The organism is Mesorhizobium sp. LNJC405B00, from assembly GCF_000502615.1.
Lineage (GTDB): Bacteria > Pseudomonadota > Alphaproteobacteria > Rhizobiales > Rhizobiaceae > Mesorhizobium.
The window spans coordinates 26,626-44,774 of record NZ_AYWC01000006.1; the positions used below are offsets into that span (position 1 = coordinate 26,626).

At 62.8% G+C, this 18,149-nt stretch carries 14 protein-coding genes and 1 pseudogene; 6 read left to right on the plus strand and 9 right to left on the minus strand.

Annotated features, from left to right (window positions below; translation table 11 throughout):
* Positions 1 to 61 precede the first annotated feature (61 nt).
* Both X756_RS152320 and X756_RS152315 read right to left on the minus strand, forming a co-directional pair.
* Positions 62 to 430 carry a GFA family protein gene (locus X756_RS152320; RefSeq protein ID WP_023729802.1) on the minus strand — a complete coding sequence of 123 codons (369 nt, stop codon included), beginning with the start codon at positions 428 to 430 and terminating at the stop codon, positions 62 to 64.
* 147 nt (positions 431 to 577) lie between these two features.
* Positions 578 to 1,468: a LysR family transcriptional regulator gene (locus X756_RS152315; RefSeq protein ID WP_023729803.1), complete on the minus strand. Its 891-nt coding sequence runs from the start codon at positions 1,466 to 1,468 to the stop codon at positions 578 to 580.
* 103 nt (positions 1,469 to 1,571) lie between these two features.
* On the opposite strand from X756_RS152315, the gene X756_RS152310 reads away from it, so the two are divergent.
* Positions 1,572 to 2,441: an NmrA/HSCARG family protein gene (locus tag X756_RS152310; RefSeq protein WP_023729804.1), complete on the plus strand. Its 870-nt coding sequence runs from the start codon at positions 1,572 to 1,574 to the stop codon at positions 2,439 to 2,441.
* Positions 2,442 to 2,488: 47 nt separating this feature from the next.
* Here the strand turns inward: X756_RS152310 and X756_RS152305 are convergent, their stop codons facing one another.
* From X756_RS152305 to X756_RS152285, 5 genes are all read right to left on the minus strand, one after another.
* On the minus strand, positions 2,489 to 2,887 hold the full coding sequence (locus tag X756_RS152305; protein WP_023729805.1) for a hypothetical protein: 399 nt from the start codon (positions 2,885 to 2,887) through the stop codon (positions 2,489 to 2,491).
* Between the two features lie 287 nt (positions 2,888 to 3,174).
* On the minus strand, positions 3,175 to 3,594 hold the full coding sequence (locus X756_RS152300) for a GFA family protein (RefSeq protein ID WP_023667475.1): 420 nt from the start codon (positions 3,592 to 3,594) through the stop codon (positions 3,175 to 3,177).
* Between the two features lie 106 nt (positions 3,595 to 3,700).
* Positions 3,701 to 4,832 (minus strand): peptide chain release factor 2 gene (gene prfB / locus X756_RS152295; protein WP_155922402.1). Its coding sequence is split into 2 segments (ribosomal slippage): positions 3,701 to 4,765 and positions 4,767 to 4,832, totalling 1,131 coding nucleotides; the frame shifts between segments, so codons are not numbered across the junction.
* A gap of 130 nt (positions 4,833 to 4,962) precedes the next feature.
* Positions 4,963 to 7,419, minus strand: coding sequence for a penicillin-binding protein 1A (locus tag X756_RS152290; RefSeq protein WP_023667477.1), 2,457 nt, complete (start codon positions 7,417 to 7,419; stop codon positions 4,963 to 4,965).
* Positions 7,420 to 7,632: 213 nt separating this feature from the next.
* Positions 7,633 to 8,892: an N-acetylmuramoyl-L-alanine amidase gene (locus X756_RS152285; protein WP_023688387.1), complete on the minus strand. Its 1,260-nt coding sequence runs from the start codon at positions 8,890 to 8,892 to the stop codon at positions 7,633 to 7,635.
* 647 nt (positions 8,893 to 9,539) lie between these two features.
* Here X756_RS152285 and X756_RS152280 point away from each other — a divergent pair.
* Positions 9,540 to 12,455, plus strand: a complete 2,916-nt coding sequence (locus tag X756_RS152280; protein WP_023729806.1) for a ribonuclease E/G — start codon at positions 9,540 to 9,542, stop codon at positions 12,453 to 12,455.
* Positions 12,456 to 12,548: 93 nt separating this feature from the next.
* On the opposite strand, the gene X756_RS152275 is transcribed toward X756_RS152280, so the two are convergent.
* Both X756_RS152275 and X756_RS01000000165460 read right to left on the minus strand, forming a co-directional pair.
* Positions 12,549 to 13,478 (minus strand): glutaminase, encoded by a 930-nt coding sequence (locus X756_RS152275; RefSeq protein ID WP_023702472.1) that lies wholly within the window; start codon positions 13,476 to 13,478, stop codon positions 12,549 to 12,551.
* Positions 13,479 to 13,489: 11 nt separating this feature from the next.
* Positions 13,490 to 14,648 (minus strand): annotated as a pseudogene (locus X756_RS01000000165460) (aminotransferase class I/II-fold pyridoxal phosphate-dependent enzyme).
* A gap of 144 nt (positions 14,649 to 14,792) precedes the next feature.
* Between X756_RS01000000165460 and X756_RS152270 the strand changes: the two are divergent.
* From X756_RS152270 to accB, 4 genes are all read left to right on the plus strand, one after another.
* Positions 14,793 to 16,205, plus strand: coding sequence for a M48 family metalloprotease (locus X756_RS152270; protein ID WP_023691221.1), 1,413 nt, complete (start codon positions 14,793 to 14,795; stop codon positions 16,203 to 16,205).
* Between the two features lie 58 nt (positions 16,206 to 16,263).
* Positions 16,264 to 17,067 carry a DsbA family protein gene (locus X756_RS152265; protein ID WP_023667484.1) on the plus strand — a complete coding sequence of 268 codons (804 nt, stop codon included), beginning with the start codon at positions 16,264 to 16,266 and terminating at the stop codon, positions 17,065 to 17,067.
* A gap of 147 nt (positions 17,068 to 17,214) precedes the next feature.
* A complete protein-coding gene (gene aroQ, locus X756_RS152260) occupies positions 17,215 to 17,649 on the plus strand; it encodes a type II 3-dehydroquinate dehydratase (RefSeq protein ID WP_023667485.1) in 435 nt (144 codons plus the stop codon).
* A gap of 26 nt (positions 17,650 to 17,675) precedes the next feature.
* Complete coding sequence (gene accB / locus X756_RS152255; protein WP_023681496.1) at positions 17,676 to 18,140, plus strand: acetyl-CoA carboxylase biotin carboxyl carrier protein; 465 nt, start codon at positions 17,676 to 17,678, stop codon at positions 18,138 to 18,140.
* The last annotated feature ends 9 nt before the right edge of the window (positions 18,141 to 18,149 follow it).

Consider the following 18,149-nt stretch of genomic DNA (forward strand, 5'->3'; position numbering starts at 1 on the left):
AGCGGCGAAAGCGGCTTTTCCCCGCTCGCGCCACTCTTCCGCTTCGGCGGTTGGCGCTGGCCTACCAGAGGTTCTTGCCGTCAATGACGACCACTTCGACCTTGTCGAGGTCGAAATCATCGAACAGCCGCGAATTGACTGATATCTTGGGATTGTCGAAGTCCGGTTTGCCGGTCGACCAGTCCGGCGTTTCGGTGAAGGTGCCGCAGCCGCAAATGGCGCAAAACCCGTGTTTGACGGTCTTCGATCCCCATTGATAGAAGGAAACGTTTTCCGGCGAGCTGGTGAGCTTGAATTGCGACGGAACGTAGTAAGCCCACAGCGAACCGCGCTTGGAGCAGAACGAGCAGGTGCATTGTGTTACCGTCTCGGGCGCCTCCGAAACCTCGAACGTCGTCGCCTTGCAATGACAGCTGGCCTTGATGGTCATGAAAAGCCTTCCTCTCCGTTGCCCGCCACCCATGCGGCAAGGCACCATAAAGGAAGGCTCCTGACAACTGTCTGTCAGCAGGCTCCGGTCGACCGAGCCGACCGGCGCTCTGGCTAAAGCGGGCCCGTCGTCACCTCCCAATTGTCGTCACCTGCCGATATAGGCGGCCAGTTCGTCCGGCGTCCCGTTTGGGAAAGCCTGTTTCAGAAAATCCAGGAACGCCGACACGCGCGCGCTGAGCAGCCGCCGCGAGGGGTAGAGCGTCCATAGAGAAATTTCGGGGCCGTCGATATCCCCCCAATTCACCAGTGTGCCGTCAGCCAGGTCGTGGGCCACCAACGAAATGGGAAGCCGTCCTGCGCCGACGCCGGCTCGCACCGCATCGCGGACCATGATGAGCGTCGACAAGGCGAGGACCGGCTCGATTCTAAGTGTTGCCCAGCCACCTGGTGTCTTCACCTGCCATGTTTGCCGCTCGCCTGTCCCGCGCGCAACGCCAGGAGCGGCGAGCCCATCGGCCGGGCGAGGAAGGTCCGGGCTCGCGACAACGACCAGGCGGTCGCGGAGAAACGCCCGTCCGACCAGGCTTTCATCGGGATCCGGATTGACCCGGATTACCAGATCGTAGCCTTCCTCGATCATGTCGACATGCCGGTCTTCGGTGGTCACTTCAAGCCTCACCTCAGGATACCTCAGGGCAAATCCCGCAGCGACCCTCCCCATTGCAGTCTGCGAAAAATGCAAAGGCGCGCTGATCCGCAATCTGCCCTTGGGTCTCTGACCGCCCGAGGCAATCGCCGATGCCGTCTCGTCCAGCTCGGCAAGCAACGCCCCCGTCCGCTCGAAGAGCGCCCGTCCTTCTTCGGTCAGCTTCAGGTTACGCGCACCCCGTTCGAACAGACGCAGATCGAGACTGCTTTCCAATTCGCCAACGCGCCGGGACAACGTTGCCTTGGGTCGGCCGGTGGACCTTGCCGCTTTGCCGAAGCCGCCATGGCGAGCCACGAGGTTAAAATCGGCAAGGGCTAAAAGATCCATGACTGTCCCACCAGTGAGACGACGTGTCTAAAATTGCCGTCTACTGGGCTCTTTGTGAGCCACACATATTGGGGCTGTCAAGCAACCCAACAGGAGAAAATCCATGACCATTCTCGTTACCGGCGCCACAGGCAATATCGGCCGCCAAGTCGTCGAACAGCTCGCCAAGCGCGGCGCCGATGTGCGTGCTCTCGTGCGCGATCCGTCGAAAGCCAGTTTTCCGGCAGGCGTATCCGTCGCGCAAGGCGACTTTCTCGATGTCGATTCGCTGCGCAAAGCCATGTCTGGCGTTTCCACGCTGTTTCTCTTGAACGCCGTGGTGCCGGACGAATTCACCCAGGCTTTGATCGCCTTGAACGTCGCCCGATCGGCCGGCATCGAGCGGATCGTCTATCTCTCGGTGATCCACGCTGACGTCTATGTGAACGTGCCGCATTTCGCGGGCAAGTTCGGCGTCGAGCGAATGATCGAGCAGATGGACTTCAAAGCTACGGTCTTGCGCCCGGCCTACTTCATCCAGAACGATCTGACGGTCGAAGACGTCATCACCGGCTACGGCACCTACCCAATGCCGATCGGCCCCAAGGGTCTCGCCATGATCGACGCCCGCGATATCGCCGAGATCGCCGCCCTTGAGCTGCTGCGTCGCGAACAGTCCAAGGAGCCGCTTGCGTTCGAGAGGATCAACCTCGTCGGTCCGCAGACACTGACCGGGACGGACATTGCCGCAATCTGGTCAGACGTACTCGCCCGTCCGATCAGCTACAGCGGCGACAATACGGAGGGTTTTGAGCAAAATCTCAAGCAGTTCCTGCCCGCCTGGATGGCCTACGACATGCGCCTGATGGGCGAGCGTTTCTTTACCGACGGGATGCTGCCCGAGACCGGCGACGTCGAGCGCCTGACGGCACTTCTGGGTCGCCCACTGCGGCCGTATCGCGACTTCGCCTCAGCACTCGCTGCTGCCGTCTGACGCAAGCGCCTTCAGCACCAAGGTCCGATGAGAACTGCCAACAGAACTCAGTAGGAACGCGGTGGCACGAACAGGCAGATCGTCTTGCCTGCGTCGAGGCCGGCCTGGTGCGCGCACCAGTGGAAATCGCCGTCGGGTGAGTCCTTGACCCGCTTGTCGCTCATCGGAACGACCTCCCCCGTTCCGGCGATGACATAGCCCTCCGGCTTTTCCAGCACCTCGCCGGTATGGGTGGTGCGGCAGTCGTAGTTTGCACAGCAGGCGAAGGGATAACTCCAGCCTTGCGGCTTCGCCGCCGTGGGCTTGGCGTCATGGGCGAAGGCGGGTGCGGTCAGCACCGCCATCGCAAGCATCGCGATGGCAAAGATCGGGGTCACGAACATTGAAAACAGGAGTCGGCCAGCCGGTTGAACGGCTCTGGCCGATCGGAGAGTGGCAGCAGACATGGAAGCGTTCCTTTCAAACGAGCATCAAGCGTTTCGCTTGCCCGTTCCCGGAACGTGTCTTCCCAGTGGCCGGATCGTCAGGTCGCAGATATGCCGCGTCCGGCCATAAATGCTTTTTCTCTTCCAGCCCTCGGATGCTGGGCTGATTCCTTGGCCGGCGCAAGAAGTTGCTGCGCGAGGCCGCACATCTACGCCGCTATCTGCAACCGCTGACGAGATCCAAGGCCAGGCTCAAATCCCGGCAGACGGGCAACGAAACAACGGGATTGGCCGTATGTGGTTCCAGCCTATACTTCGCCTGGACCGGCGACCACATGCCCTTCATATTGCGGCAAGTCGTCGGCGATGGTGAACCATGGCGCTTTGGAGCCGACGAAGATGTGCGCGGTCGGCCGGATCGTCGGATCGTCGACCAGCGTGCCCATGGCGACATGGACATAGGCGCCGTCGCGGACCAGCGAATACAGCAACGAGCCGCAGCGGCTGCAATGCGCATCGTGGCCGCTGTCATCGCCGAAATGGATGAGCCCGTGATGCCCTTCGGCAAGGGCAAGTTTCTCGCGCTCGATGCCGGCGAAGGGCTTGAAGGCGGAACCTGTGGTGCGCCGGCAGTTCGAACAATGGCAGATCGCGGCATAGACGAACTCGTCCGCCACTTCATACTGAACCGTGCCGCAAAAGCATTTGCCGGTGAGCCTGCGAGTCATGGTTCCTCCTTCGCTCCCCCGCCAAGGGATGTTCTTATTCAAGAAAGTGGCGGAAGCGCAGGTATCATCCATTCGCAGGCCGGCCTCAGCTGAATATGAACATATCCTAGTCGAGGTCGGCCACGGCTTCACCGGCACCGCCCTCGATGCGCTGCGACAACGAGGCTTCCATGAAGTCGTCGAGGTCGCCGTCGAGCACGCTCGACGGGCTGGTGCTCTCGACGCCGGTGCGCAGGTCCTTCACCAACTGGTAGGGCTGCAGCACATAGGAACGAATCTGGTGACCCCAGCCGATGTCGCTCTTCGACGCTTCTGTGGCATTGGCCACCGCTTCGCGCTTCTTCAGCTCTTCCTCGTAAAGGCGCGAGCGCAGCATTTCCCAGGCCTTCGCCTTGTTCTTGTGCTGCGAGCGTTCGGCCTGGCAGGCAACCGCGATGCCGGTGGCGATATGGGTGATGCGAACCGCCGAGTCCGTGGTGTTGACGTGCTGGCCGCCCGAACCGGATGAGCGGTAGGTGTCGATGCGTACATCGGATTCCGAGACGTCGATCTCGATCCTGTCATCGACGACCGGGTAGACCCAGACGCTGGAGAAGGACGTGTGGCGGCGCGCATTGCTGTCATAGGGTGAAATGCGGACCAGGCGATGAACGCCCGACTCGGTCTTCAGCCAGCCATAGGCATTGTGGCCCTTGATCAGGAGCGTGGCGGACTTGATGCCGGCCTCTTCGCCGTCATGGACTTCCAGCACTTCGACCTTGAAACGGCGACGCTCGGCCCAGCGCGTGTACATGCGCAGAAGCATCGAGGCCCAGTCCTGGCTCTCGGTGCCGCCGGCGCCGGCATGGACTTCGAGATAGGTGTCGTTGGCGTCGGCCTCGCCCGACAGCAGCGTCTCGACCTGGCGGGCCTTGGCCTCGCCCTGCATCGAGCGGAGGGCTGCTTCCGCCTCGGCGATCACGCTCTGGTCGCCCTCTTCCTCACCCAGTTCGATCAGGCCGATATTGTCTTCCAGCGCCTGAGTCAGGCTTTTGACGCCGGCGATCCCGTCTTCGAGGCCCTGGCGCTCGCGCATCAGCTTTTGCGCTTCCAGCGGATCATTCCAGAGGCTGGAATCCTCGGCGCGCACGTTCAGGTATTCAAGCCGCTTTATAGCCTGATCCCAGTCAAAGATGCCTCCTCAGCAGGGTGATCGCCTGCCTGATCTCGTCGACAATATTCTGCGTTTCCGCGCGCATGGCTGGTTGTTCTGTCCTGTTTTTGAAGTGGCGCTTGGGTCGGCGCGATACATAGGCACGGCATTGCTGCCTGTAAAGCGAAATGGGCCGGCTCAACAAGCCAGCCCACTCGACGTAAAAAATCAGGTCGTCAGTAGAGTCCGCCGCCGGGTGCCTGGATGGCTTCCGTAGCCTGCGGCGATAGCGGTCCGCCGGCGCCGTTGGACCCGTCGGCGCCCATGCCGATCACCCAATAGCTGTCGGCTGGGCCGGTGCCGGGCTTGAAGGCTTCGATGATGGTGCCGGGATCGCCCGACGCGGCACGCATGCCGGTCTTGCGGTTGATCGCGACCAGGTTCATGCCTTCCGGCACCTTGAAGTCGACATTGGGCGTGCCGTCCAGCGCAACGCGCATGAAGTCCTTGAAGATAGGCGCCGCCAGACCACCGCCGGTGGCGCCATGGCCGAGACCGCGTGGCGTGTCGTAACCCATGTAGAGGCCGACGACGAGGTTCGGCGTATAGCCGATGAACCAGGCGTCTTTCTCGTCATTGGTCGTTCCGGTCTTGCCGGCGATGTGGCGGCCAAGCTCGGCGATGGTGGCGCCGGTGCCGCGCTGGACGACGCCTTCCATCATCGAGGTGATCTGGTAGGCGGTCATCGGATCGAGCACCTGCTCGGAATTGTCGACCAGTTCCGGTTCGGGCTGGTTGTTCCATTCGGGCGCATTGCAACCTTCGCAGCCGCGCTCGTCCTGCTTGAACACGGTCTTGCCGTAGCGGTCCTGGATGCGGTCGATGAGCGAGGGTTTGATCGACTTGCCGCCATTGGCCATGATCGAATAGGCCGACACCATGCGCATCACCGTCGTCTCGCCGGAACCCAGCGCCATCGGCAGATACGGCGCCAGATGGTCGTAGACGCCGAACCTCTCGGCATATTCCACCACCAGCTTCATGCCCATGTCGTTGGCGAGCCGCACCGTCATCAAATTCCGCGACTTTTCGATGCCGGAACGCAAGGTCGCGGGACCGGCCACCGTGCCGTCATAGTTCTTCGGCGTCCAGGTCGTGGTGCCGCTCTGGATGGTGATCGGTCCGTCCATGATCACCGAGGCCGGCGTATAGCCATTGTCGAGCGCGGCCGAATAGACGATCGGCTTGAAGGACGATCCCGGCTGGCGCATCGCCTGCGTGGCGCGGTTGAACTCCGACTGCGCATAGGAGAAGCCGCCGACCATGGCCAGCACGCGGCCGGTATGTGGATCCATGGCGATCAGGCCGCCCTCCACTTCCGGCACCTGGCGCAACGTGTAGGCGCCTTCCGACCCTTCGTTCTTCTGCACGAAGATGACGTCGCCGGGCTGCAGTACATCGGCCGGAGACTTGGCCTTGACCGTCTTGCCATCGACCACATGGCGCATGGCAAAGCTCATGTCTTCCTTGCTGACGGCGCCTTCGACGCGTTCCTTGACGATGTCGCCTGATATCTGCCGCGTCGGCTGCAGGCCGATGGAAAGGCCGGTCGCCGAGCTGTCGAGCACGACGGCAAGCGACCATTCCGGCACGTCTTCCAGCCCCTTGACGTTGCCCAGCGCCACGCCCCAGTCGCCGGAAGCATCGATATGCGTCACCGGTCCGCGATAGCCGCGCAGCGTGTCGTATTTGAGCAAGCCGTTCTGCATCGACTTGCGGGCGATGAGCTGGATCTTCGGATCGAGCGTCGTGCGCACCGAAAGGCCGCCCTCATAGAGCGCGTTCTCGCCATAGCGCGAGATGATCTGGCGGCGCACTTCCTCGGTGAAATATTCACCCGCAAACAGATAGGAGCCATTGCGGCGCGGCGTCACGCCAAGCGGCTCGGCCTTGGCCTTGTCGCCTTCCTCGCGCGTCACGTAGCCGTTCTCGACCATCTGGTCGATGACCCAGTTGCGGCGCTCGATGGCGCGGTCGGCATGCTTGAAGGGATGGTAGTTGTTGGGCCCCTTCGGCAGCGACGCCAGATAAGCGGCTTCCGCGACGGTGAGTTCGTTGACCGACTTGTCGAAATAGGTCAGTGCCGCGCCCGCAACGCCATAGGCGCCGAAACCGAAGAAGATTTCGTTGAGATAGAGCTCAAGGATGCGGTCCTTCGAATAAGCCTGCTCGATGCGGAAGGCCAGGATCATCTCCTTGATCTTGCGCTCGTAGGTCTGGTCCGAGGACAAGAGGAAGTTCTTCGCCACCTGCTGGGTGATGGTCGAGGCGCCGACCTGGCGCCTGCCCGAACCCAGATTCTGCAGGTTGACGTAGATGGCGCGGCCAAGCCCGGTGATGTCGATGCCGGGATGGTTGTAGAAATTCTTGTCCTCGGCCGACAGGAACGCCGCCTTGACCCGGTCCGGAACCGCCTGGATCGGTAGATAGAGCCGCCGTTCGCGCGCATATTCGGCCATCAGCGAGCCGTCGGAAGCATGGATGCGGGTCGTCACTGGCGGCTCGTACTTGGCCAGAACCTCGTAGTCGGGCAGGTCTTTCGATAGATGGCTGATGTATATCGCCACGCCCGCGGCGACGATAAGCGCCAGCGTCGTGCCGATACCAAAGAAATAGCCGATAAGACGAATCATGCCCGCTCCAGTCCGAGGTCCGGGAATTTCCTAGACGAAGCCGCCTTTCGCGCAAGCCTTCGCAACTGTCCCGATCCGTGATGGAAAACCCATGTCGCCACCATGTGGGCAAAATACGGCAGTGCCCGGTTTAGGCATCCCCCACCTGAAATAAAAGCGCCTGGTGTTGTCGTCGTGCAACGCTGCCTCCGGTCGTGGGCGGCGGCGACCATCTCAGCCTCCGGTTCCCGTTCCCATCTTGGCGGAGGCAAACAGGGCGACGGCGTTGGTGATGCTCTCCGCCGCCTTGCCGCGCCAGTCGGCGTCGAGCAGTTGCGCTTCATCCTTGGCGTTGGAGAGATAGCCGAGTTCCACCAGCACCGACGGCACATCGGGCGCTTTCAGCACTTTGAAACCGGCCGAACGCTGCGGATTGTTGATCAGGCCGACGCTGGTGGACAACTGGCCGACCAGAGTGTGGGCAAAGCTCATCGAGAAATTATGCGTCTCGCGGCGGATCAGGTCGATCAGTATGTCGGTGACTTCCTTGTTGTCGTCCTTGATCACCATGCCGGCGAACTGGTCGGAGAGGTTTTCACGGTCGGCAAGCGCCTGCGCTTGCGGATCGGACGCTTTGTCGGAGACGGTATAGACGGTGGCGCCTCTGATACCCTTGACGCTGATCGTGTCGGCATGGATCGAGATCAAAAGGTCGGCCTCGTGCTGACGGGCGATGCGCACGCGGTCATCGAGCCGCAGGAACTCGTCGGAATCGCGCGTCATGAACACGTCGTAGTTGCCGACGGCGGCGAGCTTGTCGCGCAGTTCGGTGGCGAAGGCCAGCGTCACGTTCTTCTCGATGGTGCCGTTGAGGCCTTCGGCGCCACCGTCGATGCCGCCATGGCCGGGATCGATGACGATGGTGAAGCGATGCCCGGGATTGGAGATCGGCCCTGTGCCGACCCTGGAGCCCTTGTCGGTGGAGACGGTCGAGCCGGTGGTCAGCGCCTGGTTGGCAAGGGCTTCGTCGAACTCGCGGTCGGAGGCTGCCGACACGTCGATGGCGATGCGATAGCCTGCGCCGTCCTCGTTCTTGAGCACCTCGAGCTTGTCGACCGAGAACGGCCCCTTGCCGGTCAGGATCAGCCGCGATCCCTCGCCCTGATCGCCATAACGCACCGCTTTGACCAGGCCGCGGGCCTTGGCGTCCTTCGCGCCAATGGCGAATCGGGTGCGCGGCAGGTCCACGACCAGCCGGTTGGGGCCGCGCAGCAGGAACCATTTGATGTCGGGCTCGCGGTCGAAATCGATGACGATGCGCATCTTGGTTGCGTCGCCGGCCATCTTGTAGGCGGTGGCGCCGAGTGGCGCATCGGCGGCGCGTGAAACCGGCGCAAAAGCAAGGCAAAGCGCCAGCAGCAACAGCACACCGGCAGCGCGCAGGAAACGGCCTGCACGGCCATGGCCCTTGTCTGTGGTGCCCGCCAGTCCCATTTCTTTGCAGTCGCTCCCGGTTTGGCGCCTTGCGCCCGCGTGGTTGGTCGAAATGCCGGTCAGGCCGCAGACTCGATTAACGATTGGTATCCAGAGAAGGTTAACCAAGCCTTTTCATTGAGGATTAAGGCCTGTGCTTCCGTTACGGCACTGCTTTTTGCCGGCATCCGAAATCGGGGTTGCCTTCCACCCCGTCAAATCATAAAAGCGATGGTGGATCACTGCAATCCTGGAACCGCTTCTCCCGCAGCTTCCTGCTACAGGTCAGATGAAAGGCGGCTCCTTTCGCTCCAGCGAAAAGGCTTAGGTGATCGCGACGAATTTCGCAGGTGTGCGCCCGTGGCGGGGGAATCGCCTGCGTGAGGAAAACGGCCGGGTTTGTTCCCGTGCCGGCTCTGTATGAGCAAACAAGCTGGTCCGGTTCGTCCGGGCTTTGGTTCAAAAGGTTCTGCTGGTGACGATGGCTTCAAGCGCAATCATGGAAAGGTCCGCATCAAACCGCGCCATTGTGGCTGCGGGCGGCACCGCCATGGCGCTCAAGCGGCGTCCGGCGGACATTCAGACATCCGGCACCCACATCCCAGACACGCAGCAGCGGGCTTTGCCTCGCAAGCTGCGGCTGACGGCTGCCGGGAGGAAACGAAATAATGCCCAACAAAATGCTGATAGACGCCTCCCACCCGGAGGAAACACGCGTTGTCGTTATCCGCGGTAACCGTATTGAAGAATTCGACTTTGAATCCCAGGACAAGAAGCAGCTCAAAGGAAACATCTATCTCGCCCGCGTAACGCGCGTCGAACCTTCCCTTCAGGCAGCCTTTGTCGAATATGGCGGCAACCGTCACGGTTTCCTCGCCTTCAGTGAAATTCACCCCGACTATTACCAGATCCCGGTCGCCGATCGTCAGGCTTTGCTGCGCGCTGAAGCGCAGGAAGCCGAGGACGAGGAGAACGAGGACAATGACGGCGACGACCGCCAGAGCCGCGATCGCGGCCGGCGCGGCCGCCGGCGCGGCGGCAAGGGTCGTGAGCGCGGCGAACACAAGCGCGACGCCGGCGCCGATGATGAGAACGGCGAACATGGCGATGCCGGCAGCGATGCCGTCTCCGAAGAGCCTGCTTCCGAGCATGCCGCGGCCGATACCGCCGGGCATGACGATCATGCCGGGCATGGCGACAGCGAAGCTTCCGACGCCGAGACATCCGGGAGCGAACCGTCGGAAGGCGGCCCGACATCGATTGCGGCAAGCGTCGAAGCGGATGTGATCTCCGAAGCTGTCCCTGCGGCGGAGCCGGGTGACGAAAGGTCGTCCAGCGAGGCAAGCGGCGAAGCCACCTCCGGGGACAATGACCGCGGCATGCTGGAAGAGGTGCAGTCCTCGCATCCGGACGACCACGAGATCGAATCCGTAGGCGCCGAGGATGCGCTGGAAGAGGTGCGCAGCCGCCGCAAGCCGGTGCGCCGCCAGTACAAGATTCAGGAAGTCATCAAGCGCCGGCAGATCCTGCTGGTGCAGGTGGTCAAGGAAGAGCGCGGCAACAAGGGCGCTGCACTCACCACCTATCTGTCGCTTGCCGGCCGCTATTCCGTGCTGATGCCCAACACCGCACGCGGCGGCGGCATTTCGCGCAAGATCACCAGTGCGGTCGACCGCAAGCGCCTCAAGGAGGTCGTTGCCGATCTCGAAGTGCCGCAGGGCATGGGCGTCATCCTGCGCACCGCCGGCGAAAGCCGCACCAAGGCGGAAATCAAGCGCGACTACGAATATCTGATGCGGCTTTGGGAAAACGTCCGCAATCTGACGCTGCAATCCACCGCCCCTGCCCTCGTCTATGAGGAAGGCAGCCTGATCAAGCGCTCGGTGCGCGACCTCTACAACAAGGATATTGACGAGATTCTTGTCTCCGGCGAGGAAGGCTACCGCGAGGCCAAGGATTTCATGCGCATGCTGATGCCGAGCCACGCCAAGGTCGTTCAGCCGTTCCGCGACACGACGCCGATCTTCGTGCGCAACGGGATCGAGGCGCAGCTCGACCGCATGCTGCAGCCGCAGGTGACGCTGAAGAGCGGCGGCTACATCATCATCAACCAGACCGAGGCGCTGGTCGCCATCGACGTCAATTCGGGCCGCTCCACCAAGGAGCACTCGATCGAGGACACCGCTCTCCACACCAACCTTGAAGCGGCGGAAGAAGTCGCCAGGCAATTAAGGCTGCGCGATCTCGCCGGCCTGATCGTCATCGACTTCATCGACATGGAGGAGAACCGCAACAACCGCTCCGTCGAGAAGCGGCTGAAGGATCACCTCAAGAACGACCGAGCCCGCATCCAAGTCGGCCGCATCTCGCATTTCGGCCTGATGGAGATGTCGCGCCAGCGCATCCGCGCCAGCGTGCTGGAATCAACCATGAAGCCGTGCCCTCATTGCGGCGGCACTGGCCATGTGCGCTCCGATTCGTCGGTGGCGCTGATGGTGGTGCGGGCGATCGAGGAATTCCTGCTCAAGGATTCGCGCAGCCACATCACGGTGCGGACTCCGGCGGCGACCGCTCTCTATGTGCTCAACCACAAGCGCGGCACGCTGGTGGAACTCGAAAGCCGCTTTGGCCTGACCATCACCGTCGAGGCCGATGATACGGTCGGTGTGCAGCACTACGCGATCTTCCGCGGCGCCATTGCCGAAAAGCCGGAAGGCTTTGTCGAAGCGCGAACCTTCCCGGCCTATGTCGAGCCGGAAGAGCCCGAGGACGAGATCGTCATCGAGGAGGAAGACGACGAGGTTGTGGTACAGGCCGAGCAGCCGCGCCAGGCGCAGCCGCAATCGCAGCAGCAGCCGAGATCGGCTGAGGACGGCGAAGGCCGCGACCGCAAGCGTCGCAAGCGCCGCAGGCGGCGCGGCGGCAAGGATCGCGAACGCGAACATGGCGATCGCGAGCATGGCGCCGAAGGTGCTTCGGTTTCGGCGGCAAGCGACGACTTTGCCGCTGAACCAGGCGATGACGATGCAACACAGCAAGACGAAGCCCAGGTTGGCGCCGTCGAAACGGTGGAAGCATCAGATGACGCCCAGGGCAAGAAGCGCCGTCGCGGCAAGCGCGGCGGCAAGCGCAATCGTCGCGAAGACGGCACGGAGACCGAAGCCGGCGAAACCGCCTCGGTGGCCGAGGCCGCTGAAGTCGGAACGGCCGCAAGCGAGCCCGTAGCAGCCGTAGCGGTTGAAGAAGCAGCGGCTCCCGCCGCGGCGAACGACGACGCTCCAGCCGAAAAGCCGAAGAAGAAGCGCGCTTCAAGGGCAAAGAAGGCTGTGGTGGAAGTCGCCGATGAGACGGCGGCCGAGGCTGCACCGGAAGCTGCCGTCGAAGCAGCCGCCCCCGCTGCGGCCGATGCCGCCACGGAAACGACCGTCGACGACGAGCCCGCCAAGGCTCGCCCGTCACGGCGCAAAGCCGTGGCCGCGGATACCTCCGCGGTGCCGGTGGTTTCCTCCAGCGTTGCCGACGAGGCAAAGGCCGAGGAAAAGCCGAAGCGCGCCGGCTGGTGGCAGCGGAAGGGCTTTTTCTAAGCTATTCAGCCGATTAAGATAGGTTCCTGACAAAAATCCCGCGCCGTTCAAACCACGGCGCGGGATTTTTGCATGCGCGAATGACGGAAGGCGTCAGGGGGCGAAAATCGACCAGTTCATCATCCTGGCCAGTTTTTCCAAGGCGATCGACCCCAGCTTGGAATTGCCGTTGGCGTTCAAGCCCGGCGACCATACGGCGAGCGAAGCAACACCCGGCACGATCCCCAATATGCCACCGCCGACGCCGCTTTTGCCGGGAATGCCGACACGGAAGGCGAAATCGCCGGAACCGTCATAGTGGCCGCAGGTCAGCATCATGGCGCCGATGCGCCGCGCCCGCTCGGCAGACACCACGGAGTGCCCGGTTGCCGGGTTTCTGCCGCCATTGGCGAGGAAGCGGCCGGCCAGCGCCAATTGCCGGCAGTTCATGGCGATGGCGCAATGGTGGAAGTACACGCCCAGCGCCAGCTCCGGTGCATGGTTGAGATTGCCGAAGGATTTCATGTAGTTGGCAAGCGCGAAGTTGCGATAGCCGGTGGCGCGTTCGGAAGCCGCGACCTCGCGGTCGATGATGATGGTTTCGTCATCGGCAAGGAACTGGATGAAGCGCAGGATTTCGCCGATCGCCTCGCGCGGCTGGTGGCCGGCAAGCAGTATGTCGGACACGACGATGGCGCCGGCATTGATGAACGGATTGCGCGGAATGCCGTTCTCATGCTCGAGTTGCACGATCGAGTTGAACGGATTGCCCGACGGCTCGCGTCCGACACGCTGCCACAGCGCGTCGCCGACATTGCCGAGCGCCAACGTAAGCGTAAACACCTTGGAGATGGACTGGATCGAAAACGCCTGGTCGGCGTCGCCGGCGACCAGCACGCGGCCGTCATTGGTCACGGCGGCAATGCCGAATTTCTTCGGATCGACCTTGCCGAGCTGCGGAATGTAGGTGGCGACGTCACCGCGATCGGTGCGCTCGGCCATCTCGGCGGCGACATCGGCCAGCGCTTGTTCAAGATCCGGCATGCTCGTCCCCGCTATTTCAGCCAGCGCTCGATGCGCACCATCGCCTCGACCATGTCGTCATGGCTGCCGGCATAGGAAAAGCGCATCGTGCGGTGGCCCTGAAGTGGATCGAAATCGCGGCCGGGCGTAGCCGCCACATGCGCCTCGGCTAGCATCTTGCGCGCAAAGGCCATGCTGTCATTGGTATGCCGGGTAACATCGCAGAAAGCGTAGAAGGCGCCGTCCATCGGCGCCGCCAAGGGAAATCCGAGTTCCGGCAGGCGCCGCATCAACAGCTCGCGGTTCCAGGCGTAGCGCGCCTTTACCGCTTCCAGCTCTTGCGTCGCCTTGAAGGCTTCGATCGCCGCGATCTGCGACAGTTCCGGCGGCGAGATGTAGAGGCTCTGGGCGATGCGCTCGATCGGCCTCACCAGAGCTTCCGGCAGCACCATCCAGCCAATGCGCCAGCCGGTCATGCAATAATATTTCGAGAAGGAATTGATCACCGTCACGCCTGAGCCATGGGCCAGCGCAGTGGTGTCGGGCGCGGCATAGGCCAGCCGATGATAGATTTCGTCCGATATCACCGCGATGCCGAGTTCTTCGGCTGTCCTCACCAGTGCGGACAACTCGTCGACGGGAATGACCGCACCTGTCGGATTGGCCGGGCTGGCGAACAACACGCCCTTCAGCGGTTTTTCCTGGTGCGCCGATTTCAAATGCTCGGCGTGCAGGTAGGCGTCCGTGCCGAGCTCGATCTCNCTCGATCTCGACGATCTCGATGCCGAGCGCGGCCATGATGTTGCGGTAGGCCGGATAGCCGGGTGATGCGATGGCGACGCGGTCGCCGGGATCGAACATCGCCAGGAAGGCCAGATTGAAGGCGGCCGACGATCCCGTGGTCACGGCGATCCGGTTCGGCGAGACATCGATCCCGTAATGGTCGCCATAATGCGCGGCGATCGCCTTGCGCAGATCCGCCAGACCGAGCGTGTCGGTATAGCCGATGCGTCCGATCCTCAGCGCATTTGCGGCTGCTTCCCTCGCGCCCACGGGCGCCGGATCGGATGGCTGGCCGACGGCCATGGAGACGACAGGCACGCCCGTCGCCTTCAGCCGGTTGGCTTCGGCCAGAATGTCCATGGCGTGAAACGGCTCGACTTCACCGCGGCGCGACAGCGAAACTACCATTTGACCTCCGTCCGGCCCGCCGCTCGAAGCCATGAACCGGCGGCAGCGCCGCACAAATGCCCGATTGATGTGAGGATCACAAGTTCGCCTAGTTTCGGTGCCGTGACTTTTCATCGTTCGCCCGCTCGTTTACCAGTGGACCTCATGCTGAGCCGACCCAAATCGACGATGTCCAAATCTTCCATCGGGAAGACAGCGCGCGGCTTCGCGACGCTTTTGCTTGCCGCCGCCGTCGCTGTCACCGGCTCGGTGACGGCCTTCGCGCAGGCGGTGCCGGTCGTGCGCGATGCCGAGATCGAGGCGCTGGTGCGCGACTATGCGCGGCCGATCTTCAAGGCGGCCGGTCTTGCCAATGACGGTGTCGATATCGTTCTGGTCAACGATCAGAGCTTCAACGCCTTCGTTACCGGGCGCCGGCTGTTCATCAACACCGGCGCGCTGATGCAGGCCGAAACGCCCAACGAGATCATCGGCGTCATCGCCCACGAGGCCGGCCACATCGCCGGCGGCCATCAGCAGAAATTGCGCGACCAGCTCGAGCGCGCCAAGACCATGGCCATCATCGCCACGCTGCTTGGCGCCGGCGCCATCGTTGCCGGCGCCACCACCAACAGCCGCGGCCTTGCCGGCGCCGGCATGGGCGTGGCTGCGGGCGGCGGCGAGATGGCGCAGCGCAGCATTCTTGCCTACCAGCGCACCGAAGAGTCGACCGCCGACCGCTCTGCCATCACCTATCTCAATGCCACCGGCCAGTCCGGCATGGGCATGCTGAAGACCTTCGCCCGCTTCCAGAGCGCGCTGTCGCTTTCCGGCACGCAGGTCGATCCCTACCGCATCAGCCACCCGATGCCGCAGGAGCGCATCGCCAATCTCGAAGTGCTGGTCAAGCAGAGCCCTAACGTCGACAAGGTCGATCCGCCGGCACTGCAGCAGCGGCACGACATGATGCGCATCAAGATCGCCGCCTATATGGGCGGCCAGGCCGCCGCCACGCGGCTGATCCGCAAGGCCCCGGGCAGCCTCGCCTCGCGCTATGGCGAAGCGCAGATGGCCTATCTCTACGGCAATCTGGGTGCAGCACTGACCAAGGCCAATGCATTGATCAAGGAACAGCCGAAGAACCCCTACTTCCAGGAAATGCGCGGCGACATACTGATGAAGGCCAACAAGCCCAAGGACGCCGCGGACGCCTATGCCAAGGCGGTCAGCCTCGATCCGGTGAGGTCGGGCCTGTTGCCCGTTTCCCTCGGCCAGGCGCTGATGGCCATCGGCACGCCCGACTCGCTGAAGAAGGCGGTGGTGCAGATCAACAACGGTCTCGGGCGCGACAAGGAAAACACGGTCGGATACCGCTATCTCGCCCAGGCCTATGGCGAGCTTGGCAACATTCCGGCGGCGGAACTCGCCACCGCCGAGGGCCACTTTTATTCCGGCGATTACACGAATGCGAAAATTTTCGCCATGCGCGCGCAAAAAGACTTGAAGCGCGGCGAGCCCGGCTGGATTCGGGCGCAGGACATCATAAACTACAACCCTTCAGGCAAACTCAAGAAATGAACCTTCCGGTCGCCCGCGGCGACTAGGATAGACCGGAACCGGTAAAGAGGATGAGACGATGAACAAGGCAATATTGCTCGGCACGACGGGAGTGGCGGCTGCTCTTGCCATGCTCGCTTTCGGGTTCGTCGCCGGCAGTCCGCAGGTGGCCAAGGCCGGCACGGCGCAGACCGTGCAGACCGCCTCTGCCGACACCAAGATCGATCGCACTGAGGTCGAGGGCATTATCCGCGACTATCTCCTGAAGAACCCCGAAGTGCTGCTCGAAGTGCAGGAGGCGCTCGAGGCCAAGCAGAAGGAAGAGCAGCGCATAGCCAGCCTCGGCGTCATCGAGAAGGCCAAGTCCGAGATTTTCAACTCGACCTTCGACGGCGTCGTCGGCAATCCGAAGGGCAAGGTCACCATCGTCGAATTCTACGACTACAATTGCGGCTTCTGCAAACGCGCCATCGACGACATGCAGGCTCTGACAAAGGCTGATCCGGAGCTGCGCTTCGTGCTCAAGGAATTCCCGATCCTCGGGCCGGATTCGCAAAAGGCCAGCGTCGTCTCGATGGCTTTCCACCTGATGCATCCGGAGAAATACGGCGAGTTCCACAACGCCCTGCTCGGCGGCCAGGGCCGCGCCACCGAGGCGGCGGCCATCAAGGTTGCGCTGTCGCTAGGCGCCGATGAGGCGAAATTGCGCGAGAAGATGAAGGACCCGACCATCACCGAGGCCTTCTCCAAGACCTTCGACCTCGCCAACAAGCTGGCCATCACCGGAACGCCGTCCTATGTCGTCGGCAATGAAGTGGTGTTCGGCGCGCTCGGCCAGGAAGTGCTGGCCGAAAAGATCGAGGCGGCGAAAGCCGCGCTCTGATCTTGCACGCGAGCCTTCTCACGGGCACATTTCCGCCTGTTGTGGACAGTGAAAGATCGCACTTGTGCTCTTTCCGCGGGCGGCTATGCCCATTATAGAAGGCCCTGCGCGCCGGCTTGAGGCCGGCGTCGGAAAAGGTCGGCATTTTTGAAAACGATTTTCGTCCTGAACGGCCCCAACCTGAACGCGCTCGGCAAGCGCGAGCCGGGCATCTATGGCGGCAAGACGCTTGCCGCGATCGCCGACGACTGTAAGCAGGCGGGCGCCGCCCTTGGCCTCGAGATTGATTTTCGCCAGTCGAACCATGAGGGCGACCTCGTCGACTGGATCCAGGAAGCCGGCGACAAGGCAGCCGGCATCGTCATCAATCCGGGTGCCTACAGCCACACCTCGATTGCCATTCACGACGCCATCCGCGCTGTCGCGCCGCTGCCCGTCGCCGAAGTTCACCTCTCCAACATCCACGCGCGGGAACCATTCCGCCACGTCTCCATGGTCGCGCCGGTCGCTGTCGGCATGATCTGCGGGTTCGGGCCGCTTGGCTACTCGCTGGCGCTGCAGGCGCTGGCGGCACGCCTATGACCGGCCCACAAACAGAAGGCTCGAAAATGTCGATAAAGAAGACCGGTGTTGACCAGCAACTGATCCGCGATCTCGCGGGCATACTGAACGACACCAATCTCACCGAGATCGAAGTCGAGCTCGGCGACCTGAAGGTGCGCGTGTCGCGCCAGGCGCCGGCCGTCCACGCCATCGCCGCCCCGCAGGCCGGTTATGCTCCGGCAGCGCAGCAGCCCGCGGCGGGCGCGGCTGCCGCACCAGCAGTGGCCGACCCGTCCAAGAACGCGGTCCCCTCGCCGATGGTCGGCACCGCCTATCTCGCGCCCTCGCCCGACGCCAAGGCCTTCATCGAAGTCGGCCAGAAGGTCAAGGAAGGCCAGACGCTGCTGATCATCGAAGCGATGAAGACGATGAACCAGATCCCTTCGCCGCGCGCCGGCACGGTGACGGCGATCCTGTTCGAGGACGGCCAGCCGGTCGAGTACGGCATGCCGCTCGTCGTGATCGAGTAGAGCGGGCCG